This is a genomic window from Acinetobacter guerrae (assembly GCF_009372255.1).
GTDB classification, from domain to species: Bacteria; Pseudomonadota; Gammaproteobacteria; order Pseudomonadales; family Moraxellaceae; genus Acinetobacter; species Acinetobacter guerrae.
In genome coordinates, this window is sequence record NZ_LXGN01000006.1 from 25,014 (window position 1) to 48,327 (window position 23,314).

The following is a 23,314-nucleotide window of genomic DNA, read 5'->3' on the forward strand; positions in this document are numbered from 1 at the left end:
CAAAACAAGGATTATCGAGAATTAAAGATAAGAGATTTAAGGACTCAATCAAGAGTCCTTAAATCTCGGCTTTTTTTCTGGATAAGATGCAAGGAACTTGCCAAACTGTATAAATTTAGTTCAAAACCTAGGTGATATGTCAAAATTTAACAATATTTCAGCATTTTATGATCAAGAAATTAAATCTCTGATTTTTAATCATGCATCGCTTTTTCAACGTTTAAAAGTATTACGCACCATCAATGAACACTGTTATCTGAGTGCGGGTGTGATTCGGCAATTGGTATGGTCTGAATTGCATCATCATCAATATGATATTGAACAGTCGGAAATCGATATTATTTTTTATGATTCCGATGCAGATGTGCAGCATGAGCAACACATTCAACAGGCCTTGCATAAACAATTTCCTTTAAATGACTGGGATGTGGTGAATCAGGCATACGTACATCAGTGGTATTTAAATGAAAATGGAAACAAGATACAAGCTTACACCTCATTGATTGATGCACTCTCGGCATGGCCCGAAACAGCAACAGCAATTGCAGTGCGCCTCACTGAAAATGATCTGCTTGAAATCATTGCACCCTTTGGATTAACAGATTTATTCGAGCTAAAACTACGTTGGAATCCACGTTTGGTTTGCTATGAGACTTTTTTACAGCGAGTAATACAAAAACAATGGCTTCAGCGTTGGCCAAAGCTTAAATTGATTGAATCTTTCAAATAAAAAGCCCTTTTATCTTGCTGACAAAAGGGCTAGATCAATCAGAATCGAGATTAAGATTGAGCTTGTTTTTTATTGTGGCGAATCGATAACCACGCGGTAATACCGAGCACCAATACGATAAAGCTCAAGGAAATCCAGATTGGCATATGGAATACATCTAGCATCAACATTTTAAAGCCGATAAATAGCAAGATGATGCCTAAACCATAGGGTAGATAATGCATTTTTGATGCTGTTCCTGCCAATAAAAAGAACATGGCACGCAAGCCCAAAATCGCCATCAGATTTGCCGTAAGGACAATAAACGGATCGGTTGTGACTGCAAAAATTGCGGGAATAGAATCTACCGCAAAGATCACATCAGAAAATTCAACCAAAATCAGTACAATAAACAATGGAGTTGCCCAAAGAACGCCTTGCTCTTTCACAAAGAAACGATCACCTTTAAAACTTGGTGTGATACGCATGTGTTTACGTAACCATTTCAGAAGTGCCATTTCTTCGATATTCGGGGTTTCTTCGCCTTGACCTTTTAAGAATTTAAAGCCTGTATAAACTAAAAAGGCACCGAAAATATATAAAATCCAAGAAAACTCCTGAACAAACCATGCGCCAATAAAAATAAAGATTGTTCTTAAAACAATCGCGCCCAACACACCATACAGAAGGATTTTACGTTGTAAGGATGGTGGAATTGCGAAAGCAGCAAAAATCATCAACCAGACAAAAACATTATCAATCGCTAATGATTTTTCCAGTAAATAACCTGCCAGATATTCCATGGTTTTTTGATTGGCAATAGCCAGCCCTGCTGTTTGTTGCAGGTATAGCCACAGTCCACCTGCAAATAGCATGGCGACTGTGACCCACGCCACGCTCCAGGCTAGTGCCTGTTTAATGGGTACAGATTGGTCTTTTTTTTGTTTAAAGCCAAGAAAGTCGATCAATAACATCGTAAAGACGATGCCAAAAAAGACCAGATAAAGCCAAATATTACCGATAGAGTCCATAAATCTCTCCACATCTGGCAATTGGCCATAAAAAAACCTTGACCTGTTGCCAGATGAATATAAAAAACATCTGTATCAACATGATCAAGGTCTTGCCTACATCAAATTATATTTGATGCTCAGATACCGACTTTTTGCAAAGTGTACTGACGATATCTGACACGCTATAAAGTAATTTTACAGATTACATCTTATAACGTTTGGAGGAGGCTACTCCCCTTGTCTATAAATTGGGTTTTGGATCAAATCCAAATCTGCGCTTAGCATCGCATATTTATGTTGTTTAAGCAAATCGGATCTGTTTTTCATCTTGCATATATCTAAAAAAGCCATTAAAACATTTAGAAGGTCATTGGCAATAAATAGCACAATCAATTGTGAAACAGTTGCATGTGCTGAGGTATTGAAATCATGAAACAATCCTAATTTTCATTTGATAATCATCCTTGCCCTGCGGCAAAACCTCAAAGTAAATAGTTGACCATGATCAAAATACTTTCAAAAAATCACGATGCTAGATCATTCCTCAAAATATAGCCATCAGTATCCTTTATATTATAAATCTATTCAGATCTGCGGGTTAAAACGATAAATTGACATACACCATATCACGGTAGGTACCTGCTGGAACCTGTATTGACGGACGATCTTCTAGTCTGACCGAAATGATGTATTTATTATCTTTGTGGGTGTTGGCAGTCAGTGGAACATTCCATAAATTATCCACGGGACCTGCTACGGTTAAACGTGTTCTTAATTTATAAGGGCCGTTGGTCACAAAACTTGAACCATCTGTGCTACGCAAATTCATACTATTAAAACGAATGGTGTAGGCACTATCACAATTGACATGAAATGATGTCGCAGCTTGGCTTTGATAGTAACTTCCCAAACGCATGCGTGGTTCGGTAATTTGTCCCATAGAACATTGGCCTGCATAGAGGCTGCCTAAAGCACAATATGCAATGATGCCAAGTAATATTTTCATTGCCTTTCTCCTTATTTACAAGTCAACTCAATGACTTGACGGGATGTGGTGGTACTGGTTTTTTCTGAAATTTGTAATTGGCTATGACAAGCCTTGTCTCCTTGAGTACTGAGTTGATAGGTTTTGGGTAAAAGACCGTACAGATAAACGTTACCTTGTTGGTCGACTGGATATACTTGATCTGTATTTTGATCCAGATAAACAGGCGTCGCTCTGGAAAGTAAATTTCCATTTTTATCGCGTAATTTTACGATCACTTGTTGGGTATGAGTAACTGGAAAATCAATGTAATAGCCGCGTTGATTCAGTGCGACCATTTTTTTGGATGAGTAATCAATTTTATCTTCAATTGGAAGTTGATCCTGATCAAAAGATAAATCGTAAGAAATATAAGGCAAAATATCATGGATAAAGAAATAGCCATTTTTATTGGTTCGACCAACAGGAGATAAAGAACGCATCACATCAACATCTTTATAATCACCAACTTTGACCAATGCAAAGGCGCTATCGACAGATTTTGTCAGATTTACCTGATTATTCAGCCAAACCAGTGCGCCACGATACGATACGCGTGAATCATAAGAGTCAGAGTTTTGAGTATGTTGTAAAGTCAAATCACCAATATCAGTTTTAAATAAACCAAATCCGTTATAAGTCATTTCACCATCACGACGTTCTGCACCTACAGAATAGTCAAAGCCTGTCTGTTCAGGTGAGCTTTTCGCAAAGGTTAAACGTGTATCACCATCAGTGGTTTGATCTAGATAAATATTTTTATTGTCATCCCAATTGAAAATAAGGGAGAAAAAAGCGCCAGAATCATTAAAATCCCCAAAATCTTTAAAATAGGACGCAGTAAAAGATAAACGTCTTGAAAAGCTTTTTGAGATTCCTACTGTTAATAATTTTGAGTTATTTCTAGGAACCTCATCATCTGGGTAATAACGCCGTTCCACATAGTTCAAATTAACACTATTGACATAAGGCACTTTAAAAAAAGATAAATACGCCAATGAATCGATACGAGGGTTTCGAAAATCTTGAGTATATCCAAGTGATTGATAGTCTTCAGAAGAATAACGAGTGCTCAGTCCCATCGAAAAGCTATTAAAACTATTGCTTACAGAAGCACCTACTGAATAACCATCATTTCCATAAGCAGAACTTCCTGCTGCATTTACATCTAACAAGGCATAGCGCCCTAATGATTGTGTCCACATCAATCCTAGATTTTTTACATCATCACTATATGATCCATTAAAACCGAGGGTGGTATTGGTGCTAAAGCCACGGCGATAATAGACATTGGTAAAGAAATCACGATAGTCATTACTGTCATAATCGTAATTAAAACGTAATTTACCTAGAGAGACGTTATATTCATTTAGTCCAACTTTGAGTAAACGATTGTTAATCAAAACAGGAAAATTTTGCACTGAGCGATTGCCTAAAATATCTTCAACGACAATTTGGGCATTGCCTGCTTGTTGGATATTTGCACCCGTTTGTAAGGTATAGTCTCCAGGTGTCACATTTTGTCGATAGATACTCACGCCATTTATATATAAATCAATGGTTGAAGGAACAATTGCACTTCCTCGTAAAATAGGTGTGTTCCAGTAAATAAAATCAGAACGTTCGCTAAAATTGGTCCCGAAGCTAATCCCACCGAAGCGAAATGAATCAATCAGTGAATTATATATACTAGTATTATCACCCAGCGTCAGTCTGGTAAAATGCTGAGGAAAATCTATGCTCAAAGAACTGTTTAAACGAATCACTCCTGTACTATCATCGTCTGCATCATTTTTTCTATAAATCAAAGAGTTATTTAACAACCAATAATCTTTGAAAATCCCTAGTTCGTAAAAATTATTAAATTCATAACCTTGATCAAATTTGTCATAAAAGAAGTCATAATTGAGAAATGCTCCCAAAGACGCTTTGTCGGGTTGTAACATGCTATTTTGGTTAGAAAAACCGAGAAAATATTCAGCTGGAAAATCAATTTTGAGTGATTGGCTGGCATTATCAAAACTGGAATGGATTTGATCATTACTTACTAGACAATATTGTTCTTTAGTGGCGTGTTTTTGTAATAGAAATACTTTTAAACTAAGTGAATTAAGAATCTGACATTCAACGTAATATTGATTATCCTGTTGTAAAACTAAGGCCTCTGTATTCCGATCGAGTCCATTAATCCAGAGATTGGATAAAATGACATTGTCAGCCGCATGGAGATGTGTAAATGCACATATTAAGCAGATATGTGCAGAAAGTGTCGATATTTTCATACAGATCACTCCTTAAGACTATATTCATAAGGCTGATCTTGTTTGTCTGTCAGAACGAGAAGTTTATAATGGTTATTATTCAGATTAATTTTTTCAAAATTAAAATCTTGTGCTGTATTTGGAAGTAAATATTTCATTTGACTTAAGTTTGCAACTTCTTTTTTTGAAGCATCTACCAACGTCAATTTTAAAATCTGAATATGTGAAGGAGAATTATTCTTAATATTGACGACTAAATTGTTGTCAACCGTTTTCGGTATGACATTTATATTGACTGGATTGAGCTTACCCACAAATAAAGGGACAGAAATATTAAATAAAAACGTTACCGAATCAGTGTCAACAGGTGGAGCCACTTCTTGAAAAATAATACGCCAGGTTTTTTCCTCATTTGTGGTGATTCCTGCTAAAGGTTGATTAAATCCAACACGAATGACCTGTTTTGAATTAGGAGCAATAATAAAGTTTTTGGGGTTAATAATGATATTGGGATCTGGTTCATAGACATCCTCTCCTTTGTCATTTTGTGACCATTTCACGGCGGTTGCTTCAAAGGTTTTAGTGTCCTCCATGTCTTTTGAGTCCATGGTGACCGTTGCGCTACGTTGCTTGGTTTTATCTGTAATATAGAGTTGGATTGGACTAATCGATAAACCTGCCCATACCATATGGATATACCCACATAAACCAAGTATTAATATTAAAAATTTTCTTTTCATAACCCACCCGTGTATTATTTATAAGTAATTAAATTTTGTATTCAATGATATTTTTTATAATGTGATTGGACTTGAAGTAATGAAGTTGGCTCCATTGCTAGAATAGAACCAACTTTTTGAAACAGTAAATGAATTAGAAGTAAACTGAAATGTTATATTTGTCAGTATAAGTTCCAGCGGGTTTGCTAATACCTAAAGGACCAGTGGTTTGTACTGTGATGCTATAATCATTAAGTGAAGAAGTACCAGCAGTCATTGGTTCATTATATTTGACTGCACCGAGATTTACGTTATTGGAGCCACGTTTAGTAGTGACTGTAGTCGGAATAGAATAAGTTCCATATTTTAATGCAGAACTGTTAGTTCCTGATGTGCGATTATCGGTATCAACCAATAGGTTATATGCTGCATTGGCACCCACACTAAAACTGCCAGTACCAGCGCCCGTAGTACCATTTAGGGTGATTTTGGTAGTTACATTTTTGAGTTCGCATACTTTTGGAATTGTGATTTCTATAGGAATAGACTTGCTTCCACAGAGTTCTGTACAGCCTTCAGGGTGCTGCGAACCGCCTCCACCACCCCATAAGCTCGCCGTTTCTACCTCTGCATGAGCAATACCAACCAATCCACCAAAAGCCATAACTGACAATATTGTTTTTACAAGCTTGTTCATAACGTATCTCCCATCTTTTATTATTAAGATGCTGTTTGTTATTTATAAATTTACAATTATGAGATCTGAATTTTTTGAAAAAATCTTCTATTCACAACTGTTCTTTAATCATAGTTTAATCACAATAATAAACAATAATGTGACTTATTTCACATAAAATTAAATTTTTAAATTTTTTATTTAGTTTAAGCTGTTGTTATTTAATATGTTTGGATTTTAATCCAAGTCAATTAACCCCTGAAATAAATCTGATTAATTTATTCATAAAAAATAGTTGATTTTTCATTAAAATAAAAATTATTTAAAATTAATAACTTAATATCATTAAAAAATCAAATATTTTTATATTTTGATATAAATTGTTACGTGTTATGAACTTTATTTGCGAAATTGTATTTATTATTGTCATTTATACTCAAAAAATATTTTTTTTAATCTCTATATCTATAAAAGAATGGATATTTCCATTATATTGCGTTTTTTATATTTACAATTGAATCGATGCTTAGTTTTTATTTAATAGATATTATATGAATAATCACATTTAAAAAATCTTTTTTATAGCTTTTTATTTTCTAAATTACTGGGATTCAGGTCAATATTTAATAAAATATGAATTAAAAAATATTGATTTAACTGATCAAATTCAATCTATTTATCCCTCAATAATATTGATAAAATTAAGACATTAAGGAAGGAAAAAATTAAAAAGAGTCCAAAAAAGGACTCTTTTTAATGGTATAACTTGAGCAAAATTTATTTTAAGGTATTTAGAAGTTTCTGATGTAAGCCCCCAAAGCCGCCATTTGACATAATCACCACAGCATCACCCTCACCTGCTTCGTTCACAATACGATTGATAATTTCGTCCAATGAACGACTGACTTGAGCATGATTGGTCGCAGCTTCGACCACAGGTTGTAAATCCCAATCCAGCCCTTCGGGTTGATACCAAATGACTTCATCAGCCAAACGTGCTGAATGTGCAAGCCCTTCTTTATGGCTGCCCATACGCATGGTGTTGGAACGTGGTTCAATAATTGCCCAAAGTTTACGTTCGCCCAAACGTTTACGTGCGCCGTCTAGCGTGGTTTCAATTGCGGTTGGATGATGGGCAAAGTCATCATAAACTTCAATTCCACGAACTGTTCCAAGCAGTTCCATACGGCGTTTCACCCCTCCAAAATTAGATAAGGCATGACAAGCTTGTTCGATACTGACACCGACGTGTTGTGCAGCAGCAATCGTCGCTAAAGCATTGGCGACACTATGTTGGCCTGTCATATTCCATTGTACTTCACCTTTGACCACACCGTGTTCTAGTACTTTAAAATGACTGCCATCCGCGCTAAGTTGTTCTGCACTGAATGCAACATCAGGATTATTGTTTAAACTGGTACGGACAACTGGTGTCCAACAGCCCATATCTAGCACCTGATCAATATTGGTTTCAGTAATCGGTGCAATAATACAGCCCTCACTTGGAATGGTACGCACCAAATGATGAAATTGTTTCTGAATAGCGGCCAGATCATCAAAAATATCGGCATGGTCAAATTCAAGATTATTTAAAATCGCGGTCTTTGGATGGTAGTGAACGAACTTCGAGCGTTTATCAAAGAAAGCCGAGTCATATTCATCTGCTTCAACACAGAAATACTGACCTCCACCCAAACGCGCGCTTTCGCTAAAACCAAGTGGTACACCACCAATCAAGAAGCCAGGATTGAGTCCCGCCTGATCCAATACCCAAGCTAACATCGTGGTTGTGGTGGTTTTACCATGCGTCCCTGCAACACCCAATACATGTTTACCTTGTAAAACATGATCAGCCAGAAACTGTGGACCAGAGATATATGGCAGACCTTGGTTGAGCATATATTCAATCGCATCAATGCCACGTTTCATTGCATTGCCCACAATCACCAGATCAGGATGTGGCTGTAAATGACTGCGATCGTAGCCTTGCATGAGTTCAATGCCAGCATTTTCTAATTGGGTCGACATGGGTGGATAGACATTGGCATCTGAACCCGTAACTTTATGTCCCAAATCGCGAGCTAAAAGTGCCAAAGAACCCATAAAAGTGCCACAAATACCCAAAATATGCAGATGCATAACTCGTCTACTCCACTGCCCTGAGCTGGCCTTTTATTTATATACGCCAACGTCAAATATCAATTCAAATTGACAGCAACGATAACAAGGCTGCCTCTGAAAAGATAGTCATAAATCATGCTATTCGGGTGTTTTGCTGTTGCTTTTGAGTGAAATGACAATGATTAAATTTTGATGAAAGAATTATTTTTTTAAATTTACCTTTTATAATTAATTTTACTGTTCTCATACTGATTACGGTTTATTGTGATCAAGGATATTCATTTGAATCCAACATTTATTGCGCTTGGCTGTTTAATTATTTCAAATTGCTTTATGACCATGGCGTGGTATGGACACTTAAAATTTTTACACCATGCGCCTTTGTGGCAAGCGATACTGTTTGGTTGGCTGATCGCACTGCTGGAATATAGCTTTATGATTCCTGCAACACGATATCTGGATCAACAAGGTTGGACACTAGGCGAAATGAAAATCACCCAAGAAGTGGTGACACTGATTGTATTTGTTCCTTTCATGCTATTTTTATTCAAACAACCCTTCAAACTGGATTATTTATGGGCGATGTTATGTTTGATGGGATGCGTCTATTTTGTGTTTCGTGGGCAATAGAGTTTTTTTAGTTTAATTTTTTAACAAATATCTACTTTTTCTCTGCTGAGGCTTCTCTCATCTAATTTGTAATATCGTAAAAACTTAAAAGTGGAATTTACAGTGAGATGAAAACACAGTCTTTGATTGCAGCATTAATCCTGACCACAGCTTTATCAGCGTGCGCTACACATGATGTTCATTCTCCTTCAGTTGCCCTACAAGGAAAATGTGATCAAAAATTTAACTATTCGATTCAGAGCACCCGATTTGACGAAACTGCACAACAGATTTCACACGCGACAGGATGTTTTATTCAGACCGACCTAAGCAAAACTGCTGATATCCAAACCCAGCCGGTTCAAGGTGAGTTTAGTCCTCGTGAAGCGATTCAAAAAGCGATTACAGGCACGTCTTTAAAAATCGTTCAACAGAGTGCGAATCGTATTGTCATTCAATAATTGAGATCTCTATTTTAAAAATCAAGAAAGCCCGACATCCTGTCGGGCTTTCTTATATCTTGCTTCTAGGTATAACTCCTGTTGTACCTCACGATCCTGATGGAAGAACTTATAATTTTTTGTTTTGTGTTCTGGAACTTCCTGTTCCTGATAAAACCAATCATAAGACAAAATAAAAAACAGACATAGAAGCAATTTTCTGAGAATTTCGTCAGTAAATGCTTACAGCACTCTATCTCCAAGTTCTGAAGCAATCAGCCATATTTTTTTGCTTAATTTTGCTCAAAACCCCGTAAAAGTATCAAACTTGATCAATTCATATCAAATTATTCCAGAGTTTTGGAGCTGTTGAAAAAAAACGCTATAATGCCGCCCATTCTCTTTTCTTTCTTGGTGTAAGCCGAGATCTCTATTTTTATCTTTGATACTTTGGAAATGCCAATGAACGCGGTCGCAGCGAAAGATGCTCAACCCTTAGTCGGAATTATTATGGGTTCTCAATCGGATTGGGCAACGCTAGAACATACTGCCAATATGCTCAAACAACTCGGTGTGCCTTTTGAGGCTGAAGTTGTTTCGGCACATCGAACACCCGATCGTTTATTTGAATATGCAGAAACCGCGCGTGAACGTGGCATTCAGGTGATTATCGCAGGTGCTGGCGGCGCGGCGCATTTACCAGGCATGTGTGCAGCCAAAACAGATCTGCCTGTACTTGGGGTTCCTGTAAAATCTTCGATTTTAAATGGTGTTGATTCTTTACTTTCAATTGTACAAATGCCAGCGGGTATTGCTGTGGGAACTTTGGCGATTGGCCCTGCGGGTGCAACCAATGCTGCGATTATGGCGGCACAGATTTTAGGTCTACATGATCCTGAAATTGCTAAAAATGTGGCTGATTTCCGTACTGCGCAGACCGATAAAGTCGCAAGCAACAATATTCCTGGTCAAGTATAACGAGGCAATCATGGATAAAACCATCGGGATATTTGGTGGTGGTCAATTGGGTCGCATGATGGCTCAAGCTGCATTACCATTAAATATTCAATGTACTTTTTTTGAAGCCCAGCAAGATTGTCCAGCCGCGGCGCTTGGACAGGTTTTTTCAAGTCAGGCAGAACATGGTTTAAGTGCTTTTATTCAAAGTGCCGATGTATTTAGTCTTGAGTTTGAAAATACGCCGCTTGAAGATGTGGATGCTTTAAATCAGACTAAAGCGATTTATCCACCGCGTCAGGCATTAGCGATTGCCCAAAATCGACTCTCGGAAAAGACCCTATTTAATCAGCTTGATATTCCAGTTGCACCGTTTAAAGCGGTCGATAGTCTAGACTCACTGAAACAAGCTGTGTCCGAGCTAGGCTTGCCGATTGTATTAAAAACCGCGACAGGTGGTTATGACGGTAAAGGACAGTTTGTTTTGCGTGAGCAAGAACAGCTTGAACAAGCTTGGGCTGAACTGGGGCCAGCAAAATCATTGATTGCTGAAAGTTTTGTGACTTTCTCGCGTGAAGTGTCCATTATTGCGGTACGTGGACAAAACGGTGAAGTGAAAACTTGGCCTTTGGCTGAAAATCATCATCATCATGGGATTTTATCACATTCGATTGTGCCTGCACCGAACAGCATTGATTTGCAACCTGTTGCACAGGATTACATTACTCGGCTACTGAATCATCTAAACTATGTCGGTGTATTAACACTCGAATTGTTTGTGACAGAACAGGGTTTATTTGCCAATGAAATGGCACCTCGTGTGCATAATTCAGGGCATTGGTCGATCGAAGGTTCGGTGTGTTCTCAGTTCGAAAATCATATTCGTGCTGTAGCGGGCTTGCCATTAGGTTCGACAGATGTCGTGCGTCCAACCGTGATGGTGAATATCATCAGCCAACATCCAAAATCTGAGGATGTTTTAGCTTTAAATGGTGCGCATTTGCACCTCTATAATAAGACAGAGCGTGAAGGCCGCAAACTTGGTCACATCACCTTAATGCCAGTAAATTCTGCTGATTTGGTGAGTTTATGTCGCCAATTGGCTCAGATTTTACCTGAACCATTGGCACTTAAAGCCGATATGGCATTTCAAATCAGTTGAGTTTTAGCTATAAAAAAAGCGATCAGTTTTCTGATCGCTTTTTTATTGATCTTATTTTAAATAGCGCTTATTCCTATCTGACCTTTTATCTCATTCTTCTGTTCAAATGGCGTTAAATTGTCTATTTTTTAACATCATTTCTAAAATAAAAAACGAAATAGTTTCGGCATAAAAGATTAAAAAATTTGAATTCAAAATATGGATATATTTCATAAGTTATTTTTTGAATTCAAAAAACATGGGTGAGTTTTGAATTTAAAAATAAGTCGCTCAAAGTTTTTAACTTTAAATTCAAAAACCAGAATAAACTTATCCACAGGTTGCTTATTGAGCTTTATTTGAATTTAAAATTTATGAAAAGGATATAAGTATCATTTGAATTCAAAGATATCTATCCCTATAGAAGATTTTTATTGATATAACCTATTATTTATATTAATAAAAATTAGAGCTGGAGAGGTGTAGTTTTTACTTTTTAAGCAAATCTATGGATATTTTGAATTTAAAATAGGCGCTGTGGATAAGTTTGAATTTAAAATGACATGGTGAATATGAATTTAAAACCAGAAGAATGAATTCAAAGTTACGAATCTTATCTGTCATCACACCATCTAAATGCTAAGGTAAAATCAAATTTTGAATTCAAAAATGGTGATGATAACAATGCGACGTTTGTCTTTATTCTTTTCTTCTTGTTTTTTTCTTGCTGCTCAAGCCCAAGCTGAACTCATTATGAATGGTGCAACGATTTCTGCAACAACAACTACACCAGCATCTAGCGGTTTTTCACCACAAAATGATTTCCAAAGTTGTATTGCCAATTTGCGTTCACAGGCGATTGCTTCAGGTGTGAGCGCAGCAACTTATGATCGTTATACACAAAATTTGAGTCCTGATTATTCAGTGATTGATAAATTAAATTATCAGCCTGAATTTTCAACACCAATTTGGGACTACCTTTCTGGCTTGGTGGATAATGAACGAGTACAGTTAGGCCAGCAGAAAATGGCACAGTATCGAGATGTTCTTAATCGTGCCTCACAAATCTATGGCGTGCCGCCAGAAACGATTGTTGCTGTTTGGGGAGTAGAAAGTAATTTTGGTGATATTTCTGGGAAATATCCGTTACTACAGGCTTTGGGAACATTGAGTTGTGAAGGTCGCCGTCAGAATTATTTTAAAGGTGAATTTTTTGCCACCATGCGAATTTTACAGCGTGGTGATTTGACTGAAAATCAACTAAAAGGTTCGTGGGCTGGGGCGTTTGGACATACTCAGTTTATGCCATCAACCTACGAACGTTTAGCTGTCGATTTTGATGGTGATGGTCGTCGTGACTTGGTATCAAGTGTGCCTGATGCACTCGCTTCAACAGCTAACTTCTTAAAACAAGCGGGTTGGCAAACAGGAATGCCATGGGGCTTTGAAGTCAAAATTCCAGACAGTATGTCAATCAGTGGAGAAGGGCGCCGTAATAAAAAGCCATTAAGTAGTTGGGAACAGCGAGGTCTCACTCGAATGGATGGATCACCTCTAATACAGGGAAATCTCACCTCATCCACACCAGCAGGTCTCATGACACCCGCAGGAGAAAATGGTCCAGCTTTTCTTGTATTTAAAAACTTTGATGCGATTTATAGTTACAACGCTGCCGAAAGCTATGGTTTAGCCATTGCACATTTATCAGATCGTTTAAAGGGTGGCGGTCCTTTTATTGCTTCATGGCCAACGGATGATGCAGGAACTTCACGTGCCGAACGCCGTGAAATTCAACGTTATTTGGTCAGTCGTGGTTATGATATTGGTGAAGTAGATGGTTTAATTGGTGATAAATCTCGTCAAGCGATTCGTAATGAACAAACACGATTGGGTTTAAATCCAACAGGACGGGCAGGGCAGCAAATTTTAAAAGCAATTCGTACTCAACAAGCTGTGAGCATGATGCAGTAGTATTTTTGAGAGTATGTCTTATGAATAAAAGGTCTGCGGATGACCTGTAGACCTTTTATTTGATTAAAATGAAAGTGATTATTCGATCGGAGAATCATCTAGTTTGACAGCTTCCAGAATATCCATGATTACAGTAGTCACATCCTGACTGAGTTCACGGTCATTAAAAATCTCATAAGCTGTAATGGTGACATCAGTATCACTTGGCAATAATTTTTGTTCTTCTTCAATCAAATGTTCAATGGGTAACAGTGTTTGTTTGACCTCTAAATGTAAAATATCTTTAAATTCGACATTTTCATCCTCAAGTTCAATTTCCTGCTCATTAAAATAAGGCAATAAAATCGAATGGAGATAAGGCTGAATCTCAATGATGTCAAGGATTTCGATATCCCGTGTTTGCTCAATCGTACTGATTAGATCATTCACTTCAATCAAGATATGATAATAACTCACGTCGATCTCCATTACCTGTTCATTAGACTAATCTAGCACAATAGCATGAATCTGAATGCTATTTCGATGATCATATTGAAATAGCATTCTAATAACTTAACTTCAGCACAGAATAAAATAAAAAATTGGTTTTATTAAAATAAATTTTAAAACCCTAATTCAATTATATTCTAACAAATTATATTAATGTGGAAGCATGGCAAGATCTGCGGGTTGTAGTTTAAAACTTTGCATATCTTGTTGTTTTAAAATAGGATACATTAAGGCTTTCGGGTCTTGGTTATGCCGAAGACCCAAAGCATGACCTAACTCATGTGCTAAGGTTAAAATTAAATCTTGCTGCGATTCAAATTCATAAATATTAATGTGTTTTCCATCAAATTCACCTTTATGGAATAAACGACCCTGAAATTTGTGGTTATAAGTTTGAATGTTCTGATTGACTTGCTGATTGATCTGGTTGACTGAGTCGACATTACGATTAATATGCTCCACATTAAAATTATGGGTATCAATTGCCTGCTGCAATTGTGCTTGTTGCTGTTGTAGGTTTTGTTTTTGTTGATCCAATCCTATGCGCTGTTCAGGCGTCGCGCCACCATTTTGATTGATTCGCTGAACCATTGCATTATATTGTTCAAGACTGTTTTGAAAATCAGCTTTTTGCTGATCTAATGATTGCAGCGAACTATTCAACTGTTGCTGTTGGTGTTGAAGATGCTGTTGTTCAATTGAATGAGATTGCTGTTGTTGCTTAATTTCTTGAAGTTGTTCAAGACGAAGCTTGGTTTCAGCTTGTCGTGCGTCGTATATAAAGTTTATATCAAGCTGCGCATTAGGATCATAAAGAAATAAAGATTTCCCAGTGCCATTCTGCCAGATAGAGCTGGCTTGTTGACTCAAGGCGATAATTTGTTGTTCATTTAGACCAAAGCGTGGATCAACTTGGCCAATTTTATAGTGAATTCTTGAATCAAAAGGTTGCTGAGTTATCGTCTTTTCTTTTTTTAGATAGAAAAAGAGTATACATAAAATTGAAATTAAAATGAGCCAGCGCATCTCTCAATGATTCTTTAAAAGTAAATATTATGAGAGTTTTATAACCGTTTTTTTAAAGTTTATTCAATCACTTTAATGGATGTTATAAAAAAACCGCGCTTTCGCGCGGTCTTTTTAAAGAGACAAATTATTTTTTGTCATCTTTTACTTCTGTGAACTCAGCATCTACAACGCCATCGTCCGCTTTTTGTTGTTGACCTGCATCACCACCTTGGAATGCATTTGGATCAAAACCTTCTGCGCCGCTAGCACCTTGTGCTTGTTCATAAGCACGTTGCGTGATTGGCATCAAGATGTTTTGTAAAGCTTCAGTTTTCGCTTTGATGTCATCCACATCGTTTTCTTTAGTCGCTGCTTCAAGTTCAGAAACCGCAGTTGCAATGGCAGTTTTCTCATCTTCAGTGACTTTATCACCCAGATCTTTGACTGCTTTATTTGAGCTAGAAACTAAAGCATCCGCTTCGTTACGTGCTTTTGCTAACTCTTCAAACTTACGGTCTTCTTCAGCATTCGCTTCAGCATCTTTGATCATGGCTTCGATTTCAGCATCAGACAAACCTGAGTTTGCTTTGATCTGGATCGATTGCTCTTTACCAGTGCTCTTATCTTTAGCCGATACTTTCAAGATACCATCCGCGTTGATGTCGAACGATACTTCAATTTGCGGTACGCCACGTGGAGCGGGTGGAATATCACCTAGTTGGAAGTTACCCAACAATTTGTTTTGTTGAGCCATTTTACGTTCACCTTGGTAAACCGAAATGTCCACCGCAGGTTGGTTATCTGCTGCTGTAGAGAACACTTGTGATTTCTTCGCAGGAATCGTGGTGTTCTTCTCAATGATCGGAGTTAATACACCGCCCATTGTTTCGATACCAAGTGTTAATGGTGTAACGTCTAATAATAGAACGTCAGTTTTGTCACCAGACAATACTGCACCTTGAATCGCAGCACCAATTGCAACTGCTTCGTCAGGGTTCACGTCTTTACGTGGCTCTTTACCAAAAAATTCTTGTACTTTTTGTTGTACAAGTGGCATACGAGACTGACCACCAACCAAGATCACGTCAGAGATATCAGAAGTCGAAAGACCCGCATCTTTAAGCGCAATACGGCAAGGCTCAATTGTACGAGCAACCAACTCAGCCACTAAACCTTCAAGTTTTGCACGAGTTACATTGATCACTAAGTGTTTAGGACCAGTTGCATCAGCCGTGATATATGGAAGGTTGATTTCAGTTGCATTGGATGAAGAAAGCTCAATTTTTGCTTTTTCAGCCGCTTCTTTCAAACGTTGTAATGCAAGTGGATCATTTTTCAGATTTACACTTTGCTCTTTTTTGAATTCTTCAACCAAGAACTCAATCAAGGCATTATCAAAGTCTTCACCACCCAAGAAAGTATCACCATTGGTTGATAACACTTCGATTTGTTGGTCGCCATCCAGATCTGCGATTTCGATGATTGATACGTCAAATGTACCACCACCTAAGTCATAAACCGCAATTTTACGGTCGCCTTCTTTTTTGTCCATACCGAACGCAAGTGCCGCAGCCGTTGGTTCGTTGATGATACGTTTAACATCAAGACCTGCAATTTTACCTGCATCTTTAGTCGCTTGACGTTGTGCATCATTAAAGTAAGCAGGAACGGTAATGACAGCTTCAGTAACCGTTTCACCTAAGTAGTCTTCGGCAGTTTTTTTCATCTTTTTCAAGATTTCAGCAGAAACCTGTTGTGGAGCAAGTTTCTTGTCGTTGACTTCAACCCAGGCATCGCCATTATCTGCTTTGATAATTTTGTAAGGGACAAGGCCAATATCTTTTTGTACAGCTTGGTCTTCATAACGACGACCAATTAAACGCTTGATCGCGAATAATGTATTTTTAGGATTCGTTACGGCTTGGCGTTTTGCACTTTGACCGACCAAGATTTCACCATCTTTATAGGCGATAATCGAAGGAGTAGTACGTGTACCTTCCGCATTTTCAATCACTTTAACTTTATCGCCTTCAAGTACTGCAACGCATGAGTTGGTTGTACCCAAGTCAATACCAATAATCTTTGCCATGTGGTGTATTCCTCAAATTTTTTGAATCCCCTAATTTCCCCTTTGGTCAAGGGAAGTTAAAAGGGGATTTGCTTGTTATTCGATATGAGAGTTAATCGTTTTTTTTCAAGGATTTTTATGAAAAAAATCAAAAAAATCTCAAATAATAGTCATTATTGACCAACCATGACCATAGCAGGGCGTAATAAACGTCCATTTAAGGTATAGCCTTTTTGTAAAACAGTACCAATCTGGTTGGCTTTGGCATTTGGATCGATACCAACCGCTTGATGTAAATCGGCGTTAAAGCCATTTTGAGTGTTTGCTTCAACTACGCCAAATTTTTCAAGGGTGGTGAGTAGTGATTTTAAAGTGAGTTTGACACCTTCAAGTAGGGGTGTTTCTTGATCGCCTGCAGCCTGAATTGCGCGCTCCAAATTATCGACAGAGTCCAATAATTCTTTGGCAAATTTCTCAAGCACGGTTTCTTTATGTTTCTCTGACTCACGTTGAATGCGCTCAACACTTTTTTGAGCTTCGTAAACAGCATTCGCTGTGCGTGCTTTTTCTAATTTCAAACTTTCTTCAAGTTTGCTGATTTGCGCTTTTAAATCTTCAACGCCAGCATCTGCGACTTGCTCGATATCTTCAGCCTGAAATTGCTCATTATTTTGTGCAGCTTGCTCTGAAGATAAGTCTTGAGCTTGCTCGTTTTGCTCATTAGCCATTGATGATCTCCGTTTAAATGGGTTTTTAAACATGTACAGTCCTTTAGTTACCAGTGTTTGCAACTGCATCATGCTGAACTGCCATATGAATAACGGATGAGGTATGGGCATCCTTTAAAAATTCAAGCATACAGTTATATTTAAATCTCTTTAATTTTCTTTATTTAAGTAAAAATCGAGGTGTTCAATTAAAAATGCAATAAATTGCTGAATCATTCTGGGTAAATGTTGTCGGGACACATAGACCAAAGATAGCGTCAAATCGGAGGCAGAAAAATCAGCTAATACTTGTATTAATTGTCCACGAATCAAATCATTTTGCACCAATCGCGTGGGTAACATGGCAATCCCTTGCGCATTGATACACATATCATACAAAGCATTTACGTCATTACTTTTGAAGGTACTATTAAGAGGATAATTCTGAGGCTGCTGTGCTGCGTTAAACAACGTCCAATACTGACTGGCATGATGATGAGTAATACAGTCGTATTGTAAAAGTTGGCTCGGATGTAATAGAGGAGGGTGTTGAGCTAAATAATCAGGATGCGCACAAAAAATAGATTCGATGTTATAAACAGGTCGAGCAATTAAACCATCAGCAACTTTTTGGGTAATACGCAAGGCTAAATCAACCTGACTGTCAATCAGATCAACCGTATTTTCAGTGAGAATAATTTCAAATTGAACTTGTGGATGCTGTTGTTTAAAAGCACGTAGGCATTCATTTAAGCCCATCTGATATAAAAATAACCCACACGTCAGACGAATAGTTCCCGTTTGTTGTTCGTGGGCAGCCAGATCAAACAGTAAACTTTGCTGCTGCAAAATATTTTCACAGTAACGTAACGCCTTTTCACCCGCAGGAGTCAGAGAGATTTTACGGGTATTACGCTGAAATAAGCGTACTGAAAAAGTTTGCTCTAAATGATCCAGATAACGTGACACCATTGCTCGAGAATAATTGAGTTGCTCTGCGGCACGGCTGAGGCTGCCTTGTTCTGCAATACTAACAAAAACTTGTATTGCTTTAATGGTATCCATAGAAAGATGTCTTATTGTTGCAATATTTGCAATAGTTTATCTTGAATAAACAGCTTTATCTGACACAAATTGCAAATTAAAGTTGTATTTATTTATCTGGATTGGATCATGAATAGTTTTAAAACGCGGATAATATTTGCGCTAACCACTGCTTTTTTTTCTCAAATGGCGATTGCGCAACCATTGGCCATACAAACTTTTTTAGCACAACCGCAAAACTTTGGTGTGACTTCGACTCTGATTGAAGGAGATAAAGAAGTGATGTTGGTGAATGCACAATTTTCCAAGTCAGAGGCTCTTCGGGTTGCTGCCGATATTCTGGATAGCGGTAAAATTTTAAATACAATTTTTGTTAGCTATGGCGATCCAGATTTTTATTTTGGTCTAGATGTATTCAAGCACTATTTTCCAAATGTCAAAATTATCGCGACTCCAGAAACGGTAAAACATATTCAAGATACAAAAGCCTTAAAACTTAAATACTGGTCACTGCAAATGGGAGCCAATGCACCTGAGAAAATTATTGTTCCAGAGATATTTACAGCGAAAACGCTGAAATTTGAAAATGAAAATATAGAAATCAAGGGTCATGATGAATTGACTTATTTGTGGATTCCTTCAATCAAAACAGTGGTGGGAGGCATTCCCGTATCTTCTGGTATTCATTTATGGATGGCAGATACACCAAGTACCCAAGATCGAGCTAAAGTCATTAAAACGCTGGAAAACATCAAGGCATTACAACCTCAGACTGTTGTACCTGCACACATGGTACAAAATGCACCAGAAGGTTTAGCAGCTGTCAATTTTTCACTTAATTATCTGAAAAGTTATGAAAAGGCAGTTAAAACCAGTAAAACCTCGCAACAACTTGCTCACACCATGCAGCAAAAATATCCAGAATTAAAAGAAACGGGAACCCTAGATTTTGGTGCAAAAGTAGTAAAAGGTGAAATGAAATGGCCTTAGCACAGGCGCAACACCGAAATACTTAGTCAAAAGACCGTATAAAAACCTTTATATAAAACCAATGTATTTGTATAACGACTAGGCTCATTCTCTAAGAATGGGCTTTTTTCTTGATAAGAAAACACAAAAAACGGGTGAAATTACCATGTAACTATTTATAGTTGTTTTACGAGATTTATATAACTTTAAAACTCTGATTTAACACTTAGTGTGTTTGTTAGGAACTTAAAAAATAAAAGATGTGAGAATAAGTTAGCGGGTTAATCGCATTCATTTAACCTAATTTTAGTGAAATTGGCCTGAGTTAAAAAAAATTGCAGAACATGTACGTCTATCTCTATAAACACCAACCAATGATGTGAGTTTGTCCTAAAAAAATTGTGAATGATAGGCAGCGCAAAGTTGGACTTTGCAATTTTTTGTCATAATGAAAGGAAAGAAACATGAATAAACTTGGTCTATTGTCTTTGGTATTGGCAGGCGTTACTTTTACAGCAGTAGGTTGTGCCTCTGAAGCTGGTTTACATGCCTCTGGCTCTACGCAGGCTTCTGCAAGTCCACAAGCGGCGACTGAAGCTCAGGGTGGTGTTGCAGTACAAGCTGATGCTGCTACACAAGCTCAACCTGTACAGGCATCTCCTGAAGCGCCACAAATTACACCTGAGTCAGCTCCGATTCAATAATATCTTGATCTGAATTGTCATCAATGAACGCATGAAAGTGATGATTGGATGCCACCATAACACTGGATTTTATATCAGCTGCTACTGATGTGAAACGTTCAAAACAGACAATCAGCGAAGATATGACGTACAAAAACATAGGTTGATTGCTCTCGAGTCCGCTCTAAGTGATCTATTATATTATCTTCCATAGTGAACAGGATGTTCCAAACTGGTCGTACTGGAAATGGCAGGATGCCAAAGTACGTTCCAAACAAAAGCCTAAATCTCCATAGATTTAGGCTTTTGTTTATTTAATACTTGCAACCTTAGTTATGATCACGATCAGCGTATCTCCAATGTCCGTCTGCATGACCCCAACGATGTTCATCTCTATCATTTTGATCATTATGGTTTCTATCATAACCGTAGCGATCACCATGTCGATGATCATGGTCTTCTGGTAAGACAATACAGCCTACTGCAAGAAATGCCGTTACAACTGAGATAAAAATTACTTTCATTTTACTGCTCCTCATTTTGTTTAAACCAATGGCAAAACTATCCAATGCCATATAACGTTTGAGTCAATGACTTTTATTTTGGTTGGTATTAGCGTAGGAAAAATTAAGGAAATGTAACTTGATTAGGTGTCTTGTATGCGCATATAGTCAAGACACAATCGAATATGTAGAAAAAGTGAATAAGACAGACATTTTAAGGGAGAGAACGAGTGAACGTATCGCAGCAAAAGCTTCAGGCATTATTAGAAAAAGGGCAGGGGCCAGCAGCACGTGCACTAGACAAACTCCCTGCTTTTGTTCAAGAGTCGCTAGTTAAGTTACTGGCTTATCCCTATCAATACCCACAACTCGACAGCTTTACCAAATGTTTAGTAGCGGTACAACTGAAGCAAGGCTATTCAGGTTTTATTGATGAGAATGTAGATCGATCACGTCAGATGTTTGAGTTGCAAATGCAGTCAATCCGACGTAAACCAACACCATTAGAATTTGTAGAAGATATTCGCCTACCTTTACAAAGCGGTACAATTTTTGCCAGACACTATCATCCACATCCGAATAAAAAGCTGCCGATGATCGTGTTTTATCATGGCGGCGGCTTTGTAGTGGGGAATGTTGACACTCATGATGAAGCTTGCCGCATTATTGCTAAATCAGCTAATGTGCAAATATTAAGTATTGAATATCCTTTAGCTCCAGAATTTTCTCCTAAGCATTTAATTCAGTCTTGTGAAGATGCATTGGCATGGGTCTACCAAAACCGACGCTATTTCAAAATTCTTAAAAATCGTATTGCTGTTGCGGGTGATAGTGCAGGAGGAAATATCAGTACTGTGGTGGCTCAACGTACAGTAGGAAAATCTTATGCACCGCAGGCACAATTTTTGATATATCCAGCTGTAGATTTTAAAAGTCGTCATCCATCTTTTTATGCCTATAAAGATGGATTAGTGCTAACAGGTCGTGATATTGACTACGTGACGGATTACTACGCGACTCAACATCATATTGAATTAACTGATCCCATTATTTCACCAACCTATGGAAATTTGAAAAAAATGGCACCCGCTTATGTGGTGACTGCTGGGCATGACGTTCTTCATGATGAAGGTGAAATTTATAGTCATAAATTACGTCAAAGTGGTGTAAAGGTTCAATACGATGAATATCTGGATCAGACGCATGGTTTTATTAACCTGACACCTGTTTCCCGTAAAGCCAAAGCCAATTTAGTACAAATGAGTAAAGCGTTTAGAAAATTTTGGGATAAACACGCATAATATCGACATCGGTATAGCAACAGCAAAAAGGTGTTTCACGTGGAACACCTTTTTTATTACACAAACAACAATACTTTAAAAATACAGCATACACATACTATGCTAGTGTGACAGCGAATTGATCGTTATAGATGATAAGGAAAAAACATGTTCAAAAAGGTAGCTTTGCTGGCAGCAGGATGTTTAATGAGTATAAATGTATTTGCTAATACTTTGGTTGAGATGAAAACTTCTATGGGTAATATTGAAATCGAACTTTTCAATGATCAAGCGCCCATCTCCACGAAAAATTTTGAAACCTATATAAAAAGCAACTTTTATACAGGAACCATTTTTCATCGAGTCATCCCTGGCTTTATGATACAGGGTGGCGGTATGGATACCAACCTAAAAGAAAAAGCAACTCGACCAGCAATAAAAAACGAAGCGAGTAATGGTCTTAAAAATACACGCGGTACTTTAGCAATGGCACGCACCAGTAATCCAAATTCTGCAACGAGCCAATTCTTTATTAATGTCGCAGATAACGACTCCCTTAATGCTTCTCCTGTAGATGCAGGATATGCGGTCTTTGGTAAGGTCACAAAAGGCATGGATGTGGTCGATAAAATTGTCAAACTCCCAACAACCACTATTGGTTCTTATCAAAATGTACCTAAACAACCCGTTAAAATACTAAGCGTTCAAATTAAGCCACAAAAAAGTGTCAAATAATAAACAATAAAGCAGAAATGTGACATAGATATTTCTGCTTTATAATGAAATGGTTACAGTGATTTTGAATACAATATGAACTTAAATGGTGCGCAAAAATAGAACATGCAATAAAACAATGGGTTAAAAGCGCTTGCTTGTGTAGGAATATGCCCTATAATGCACTCATCCCGACGCGATACACGAT

Annotated in this window: 22 protein-coding genes; 10 read left to right on the plus strand and 12 right to left on the minus strand. The window is 37.6% G+C overall.

Annotation, left to right across the window (positions count from 1 at the left end; translation table 11 throughout):
• Nucleotides 1–136: 136 nt before the first annotated feature.
• Nucleotides 137–730: a nucleotidyltransferase family protein gene (locus tag A7A69_RS05485; RefSeq protein ID WP_152876525.1), complete on the plus strand. Its 594-nt coding sequence runs from the start codon at nt 137–139 to the stop codon at nt 728–730.
• Nucleotides 731–780: 50 nt separating this feature from the next.
• On the opposite strand, the gene A7A69_RS05490 is transcribed toward A7A69_RS05485, so the two are convergent.
• From A7A69_RS05490 to mpl, 6 genes are all read right to left on the minus strand, one after another.
• The gene (locus A7A69_RS05490; RefSeq protein ID WP_120371141.1) at nt 781–1,740 is read right to left on the minus strand and encodes a TerC family protein; all 960 of its coding nucleotides are present in this window, start codon (nt 1,738–1,740) and stop codon (nt 781–783) included.
• A gap of 580 nt (nt 1,741–2,320) precedes the next feature.
• Nucleotides 2,321–2,728, minus strand: a complete 408-nt coding sequence (locus A7A69_RS05495; protein ID WP_044437410.1) for a hypothetical protein — start codon at nt 2,726–2,728, stop codon at nt 2,321–2,323.
• An 11-nt stretch (nt 2,729–2,739) separates the two neighbouring features.
• Complete coding sequence (locus A7A69_RS05500) at nt 2,740–5,028, minus strand: fimbria/pilus outer membrane usher protein (protein WP_152876526.1); 2,289 nt, start codon at nt 5,026–5,028, stop codon at nt 2,740–2,742.
• 5 nt (nt 5,029–5,033) lie between these two features.
• Entirely contained in the window at nt 5,034–5,747 is a 714-nt protein-coding gene (locus A7A69_RS05505) for a fimbrial biogenesis chaperone (protein ID WP_152876527.1), read from the minus strand.
• A gap of 133 nt (nt 5,748–5,880) precedes the next feature.
• Nucleotides 5,881–6,423, minus strand: a complete 543-nt coding sequence (locus tag A7A69_RS05510; RefSeq protein ID WP_152876528.1) for a hypothetical protein — start codon at nt 6,421–6,423, stop codon at nt 5,881–5,883.
• Between the two features lie 756 nt (nt 6,424–7,179).
• Nucleotides 7,180–8,541, minus strand: coding sequence for a UDP-N-acetylmuramate:L-alanyl-gamma-D-glutamyl-meso-diaminopimelate ligase (gene mpl / locus A7A69_RS05515; RefSeq protein WP_152876529.1), 1,362 nt, complete (start codon nt 8,539–8,541; stop codon nt 7,180–7,182).
• Between the two features lie 249 nt (nt 8,542–8,790).
• Here mpl and A7A69_RS05520 point away from each other — a divergent pair, with 249 nt between their 5' ends.
• The 5 genes from A7A69_RS05520 to A7A69_RS05540 all read left to right on the plus strand — a co-directional run bounded on the left by A7A69_RS05520 (nt 8,791) and on the right by A7A69_RS05540 (nt 13,641).
• Nucleotides 8,791–9,153: a DMT family protein gene (locus A7A69_RS05520; protein ID WP_151982432.1), complete on the plus strand. Its 363-nt coding sequence runs from the start codon at nt 8,791–8,793 to the stop codon at nt 9,151–9,153.
• Nucleotides 9,154–9,260: 107 nt separating this feature from the next.
• Entirely contained in the window at nt 9,261–9,593 is a 333-nt protein-coding gene (locus tag A7A69_RS05525) for an STN domain-containing protein (RefSeq protein ID WP_152876531.1), read from the plus strand.
• Between the two features lie 441 nt (nt 9,594–10,034).
• The gene (purE, locus tag A7A69_RS05530; RefSeq protein ID WP_005005447.1) at nt 10,035–10,550 is read left to right on the plus strand and encodes a 5-(carboxyamino)imidazole ribonucleotide mutase; all 516 of its coding nucleotides are present in this window, start codon (nt 10,035–10,037) and stop codon (nt 10,548–10,550) included.
• Between the two features lie 10 nt (nt 10,551–10,560).
• Nucleotides 10,561–11,691, plus strand: coding sequence for a 5-(carboxyamino)imidazole ribonucleotide synthase (locus A7A69_RS05535; RefSeq protein ID WP_151982418.1), 1,131 nt, complete (start codon nt 10,561–10,563; stop codon nt 11,689–11,691).
• Between the two features lie 663 nt (nt 11,692–12,354).
• Nucleotides 12,355–13,641 carry a lytic murein transglycosylase gene (locus A7A69_RS05540; RefSeq protein ID WP_120371159.1) on the plus strand — a complete coding sequence of 429 codons (1,287 nt, stop codon included), beginning with the start codon at nt 12,355–12,357 and terminating at the stop codon, nt 13,639–13,641.
• Nucleotides 13,642–13,719: 78 nt separating this feature from the next.
• On the opposite strand, the gene A7A69_RS05545 is transcribed toward A7A69_RS05540, so the two are convergent.
• The 5 genes from A7A69_RS05545 to A7A69_RS05565 all read right to left on the minus strand — a co-directional run bounded on the left by A7A69_RS05545 (nt 13,720) and on the right by A7A69_RS05565 (nt 18,978).
• Nucleotides 13,720–14,109 carry a hypothetical protein gene (locus tag A7A69_RS05545; protein ID WP_120371147.1) on the minus strand — a complete coding sequence of 130 codons (390 nt, stop codon included), beginning with the start codon at nt 14,107–14,109 and terminating at the stop codon, nt 13,720–13,722.
• Nucleotides 14,110–14,280: 171 nt separating this feature from the next.
• Nucleotides 14,281–15,156 carry a matrixin family metalloprotease gene (locus A7A69_RS05550; RefSeq protein WP_152876532.1) on the minus strand — a complete coding sequence of 292 codons (876 nt, stop codon included), beginning with the start codon at nt 15,154–15,156 and terminating at the stop codon, nt 14,281–14,283.
• Between the two features lie 127 nt (nt 15,157–15,283).
• Nucleotides 15,284–17,227, minus strand: a complete 1,944-nt coding sequence (dnaK, locus tag A7A69_RS05555; RefSeq protein ID WP_152876533.1) for a molecular chaperone DnaK — start codon at nt 17,225–17,227, stop codon at nt 15,284–15,286.
• A 152-nt stretch (nt 17,228–17,379) separates the two neighbouring features.
• Nucleotides 17,380–17,934 carry a nucleotide exchange factor GrpE gene (gene grpE / locus A7A69_RS05560; RefSeq protein ID WP_152876534.1) on the minus strand — a complete coding sequence of 185 codons (555 nt, stop codon included), beginning with the start codon at nt 17,932–17,934 and terminating at the stop codon, nt 17,380–17,382.
• 150 nt (nt 17,935–18,084) lie between these two features.
• On the minus strand, nt 18,085–18,978 hold the full coding sequence (locus A7A69_RS05565) for a LysR family transcriptional regulator (protein ID WP_152876535.1): 894 nt from the start codon (nt 18,976–18,978) through the stop codon (nt 18,085–18,087).
• 108 nt (nt 18,979–19,086) lie between these two features.
• On the opposite strand from A7A69_RS05565, the gene A7A69_RS05570 reads away from it, so the two are divergent.
• Complete coding sequence (locus tag A7A69_RS05570; protein ID WP_421721581.1) at nt 19,087–19,947, plus strand: MBL fold metallo-hydrolase; 861 nt, start codon at nt 19,087–19,089, stop codon at nt 19,945–19,947.
• Nucleotides 19,948–20,390: 443 nt separating this feature from the next.
• On the plus strand, nt 20,391–20,630 hold the full coding sequence (locus A7A69_RS05575; RefSeq protein ID WP_152876536.1) for a hypothetical protein: 240 nt from the start codon (nt 20,391–20,393) through the stop codon (nt 20,628–20,630).
• Between the two features lie 308 nt (nt 20,631–20,938).
• Here A7A69_RS05575 and A7A69_RS05580 read toward each other — a convergent pair whose 3' ends face one another.
• Nucleotides 20,939–21,148: a hypothetical protein gene (locus tag A7A69_RS05580; RefSeq protein ID WP_241675216.1), complete on the minus strand. Its 210-nt coding sequence runs from the start codon at nt 21,146–21,148 to the stop codon at nt 20,939–20,941.
• 194 nt (nt 21,149–21,342) lie between these two features.
• Between A7A69_RS05580 and A7A69_RS05585 the strand changes: the two genes are divergently transcribed.
• Together A7A69_RS05585 and A7A69_RS05590 are read left to right on the plus strand one after the other, a co-directional pair.
• Nucleotides 21,343–22,413, plus strand: a complete 1,071-nt coding sequence (locus tag A7A69_RS05585) for an alpha/beta hydrolase (RefSeq protein WP_120371154.1) — start codon at nt 21,343–21,345, stop codon at nt 22,411–22,413.
• Between the two features lie 147 nt (nt 22,414–22,560).
• Nucleotides 22,561–23,127 carry a peptidylprolyl isomerase gene (locus tag A7A69_RS05590; protein ID WP_152876537.1) on the plus strand — a complete coding sequence of 189 codons (567 nt, stop codon included), beginning with the start codon at nt 22,561–22,563 and terminating at the stop codon, nt 23,125–23,127.
• Nucleotides 23,128–23,314 lie beyond the last annotated feature (187 nt).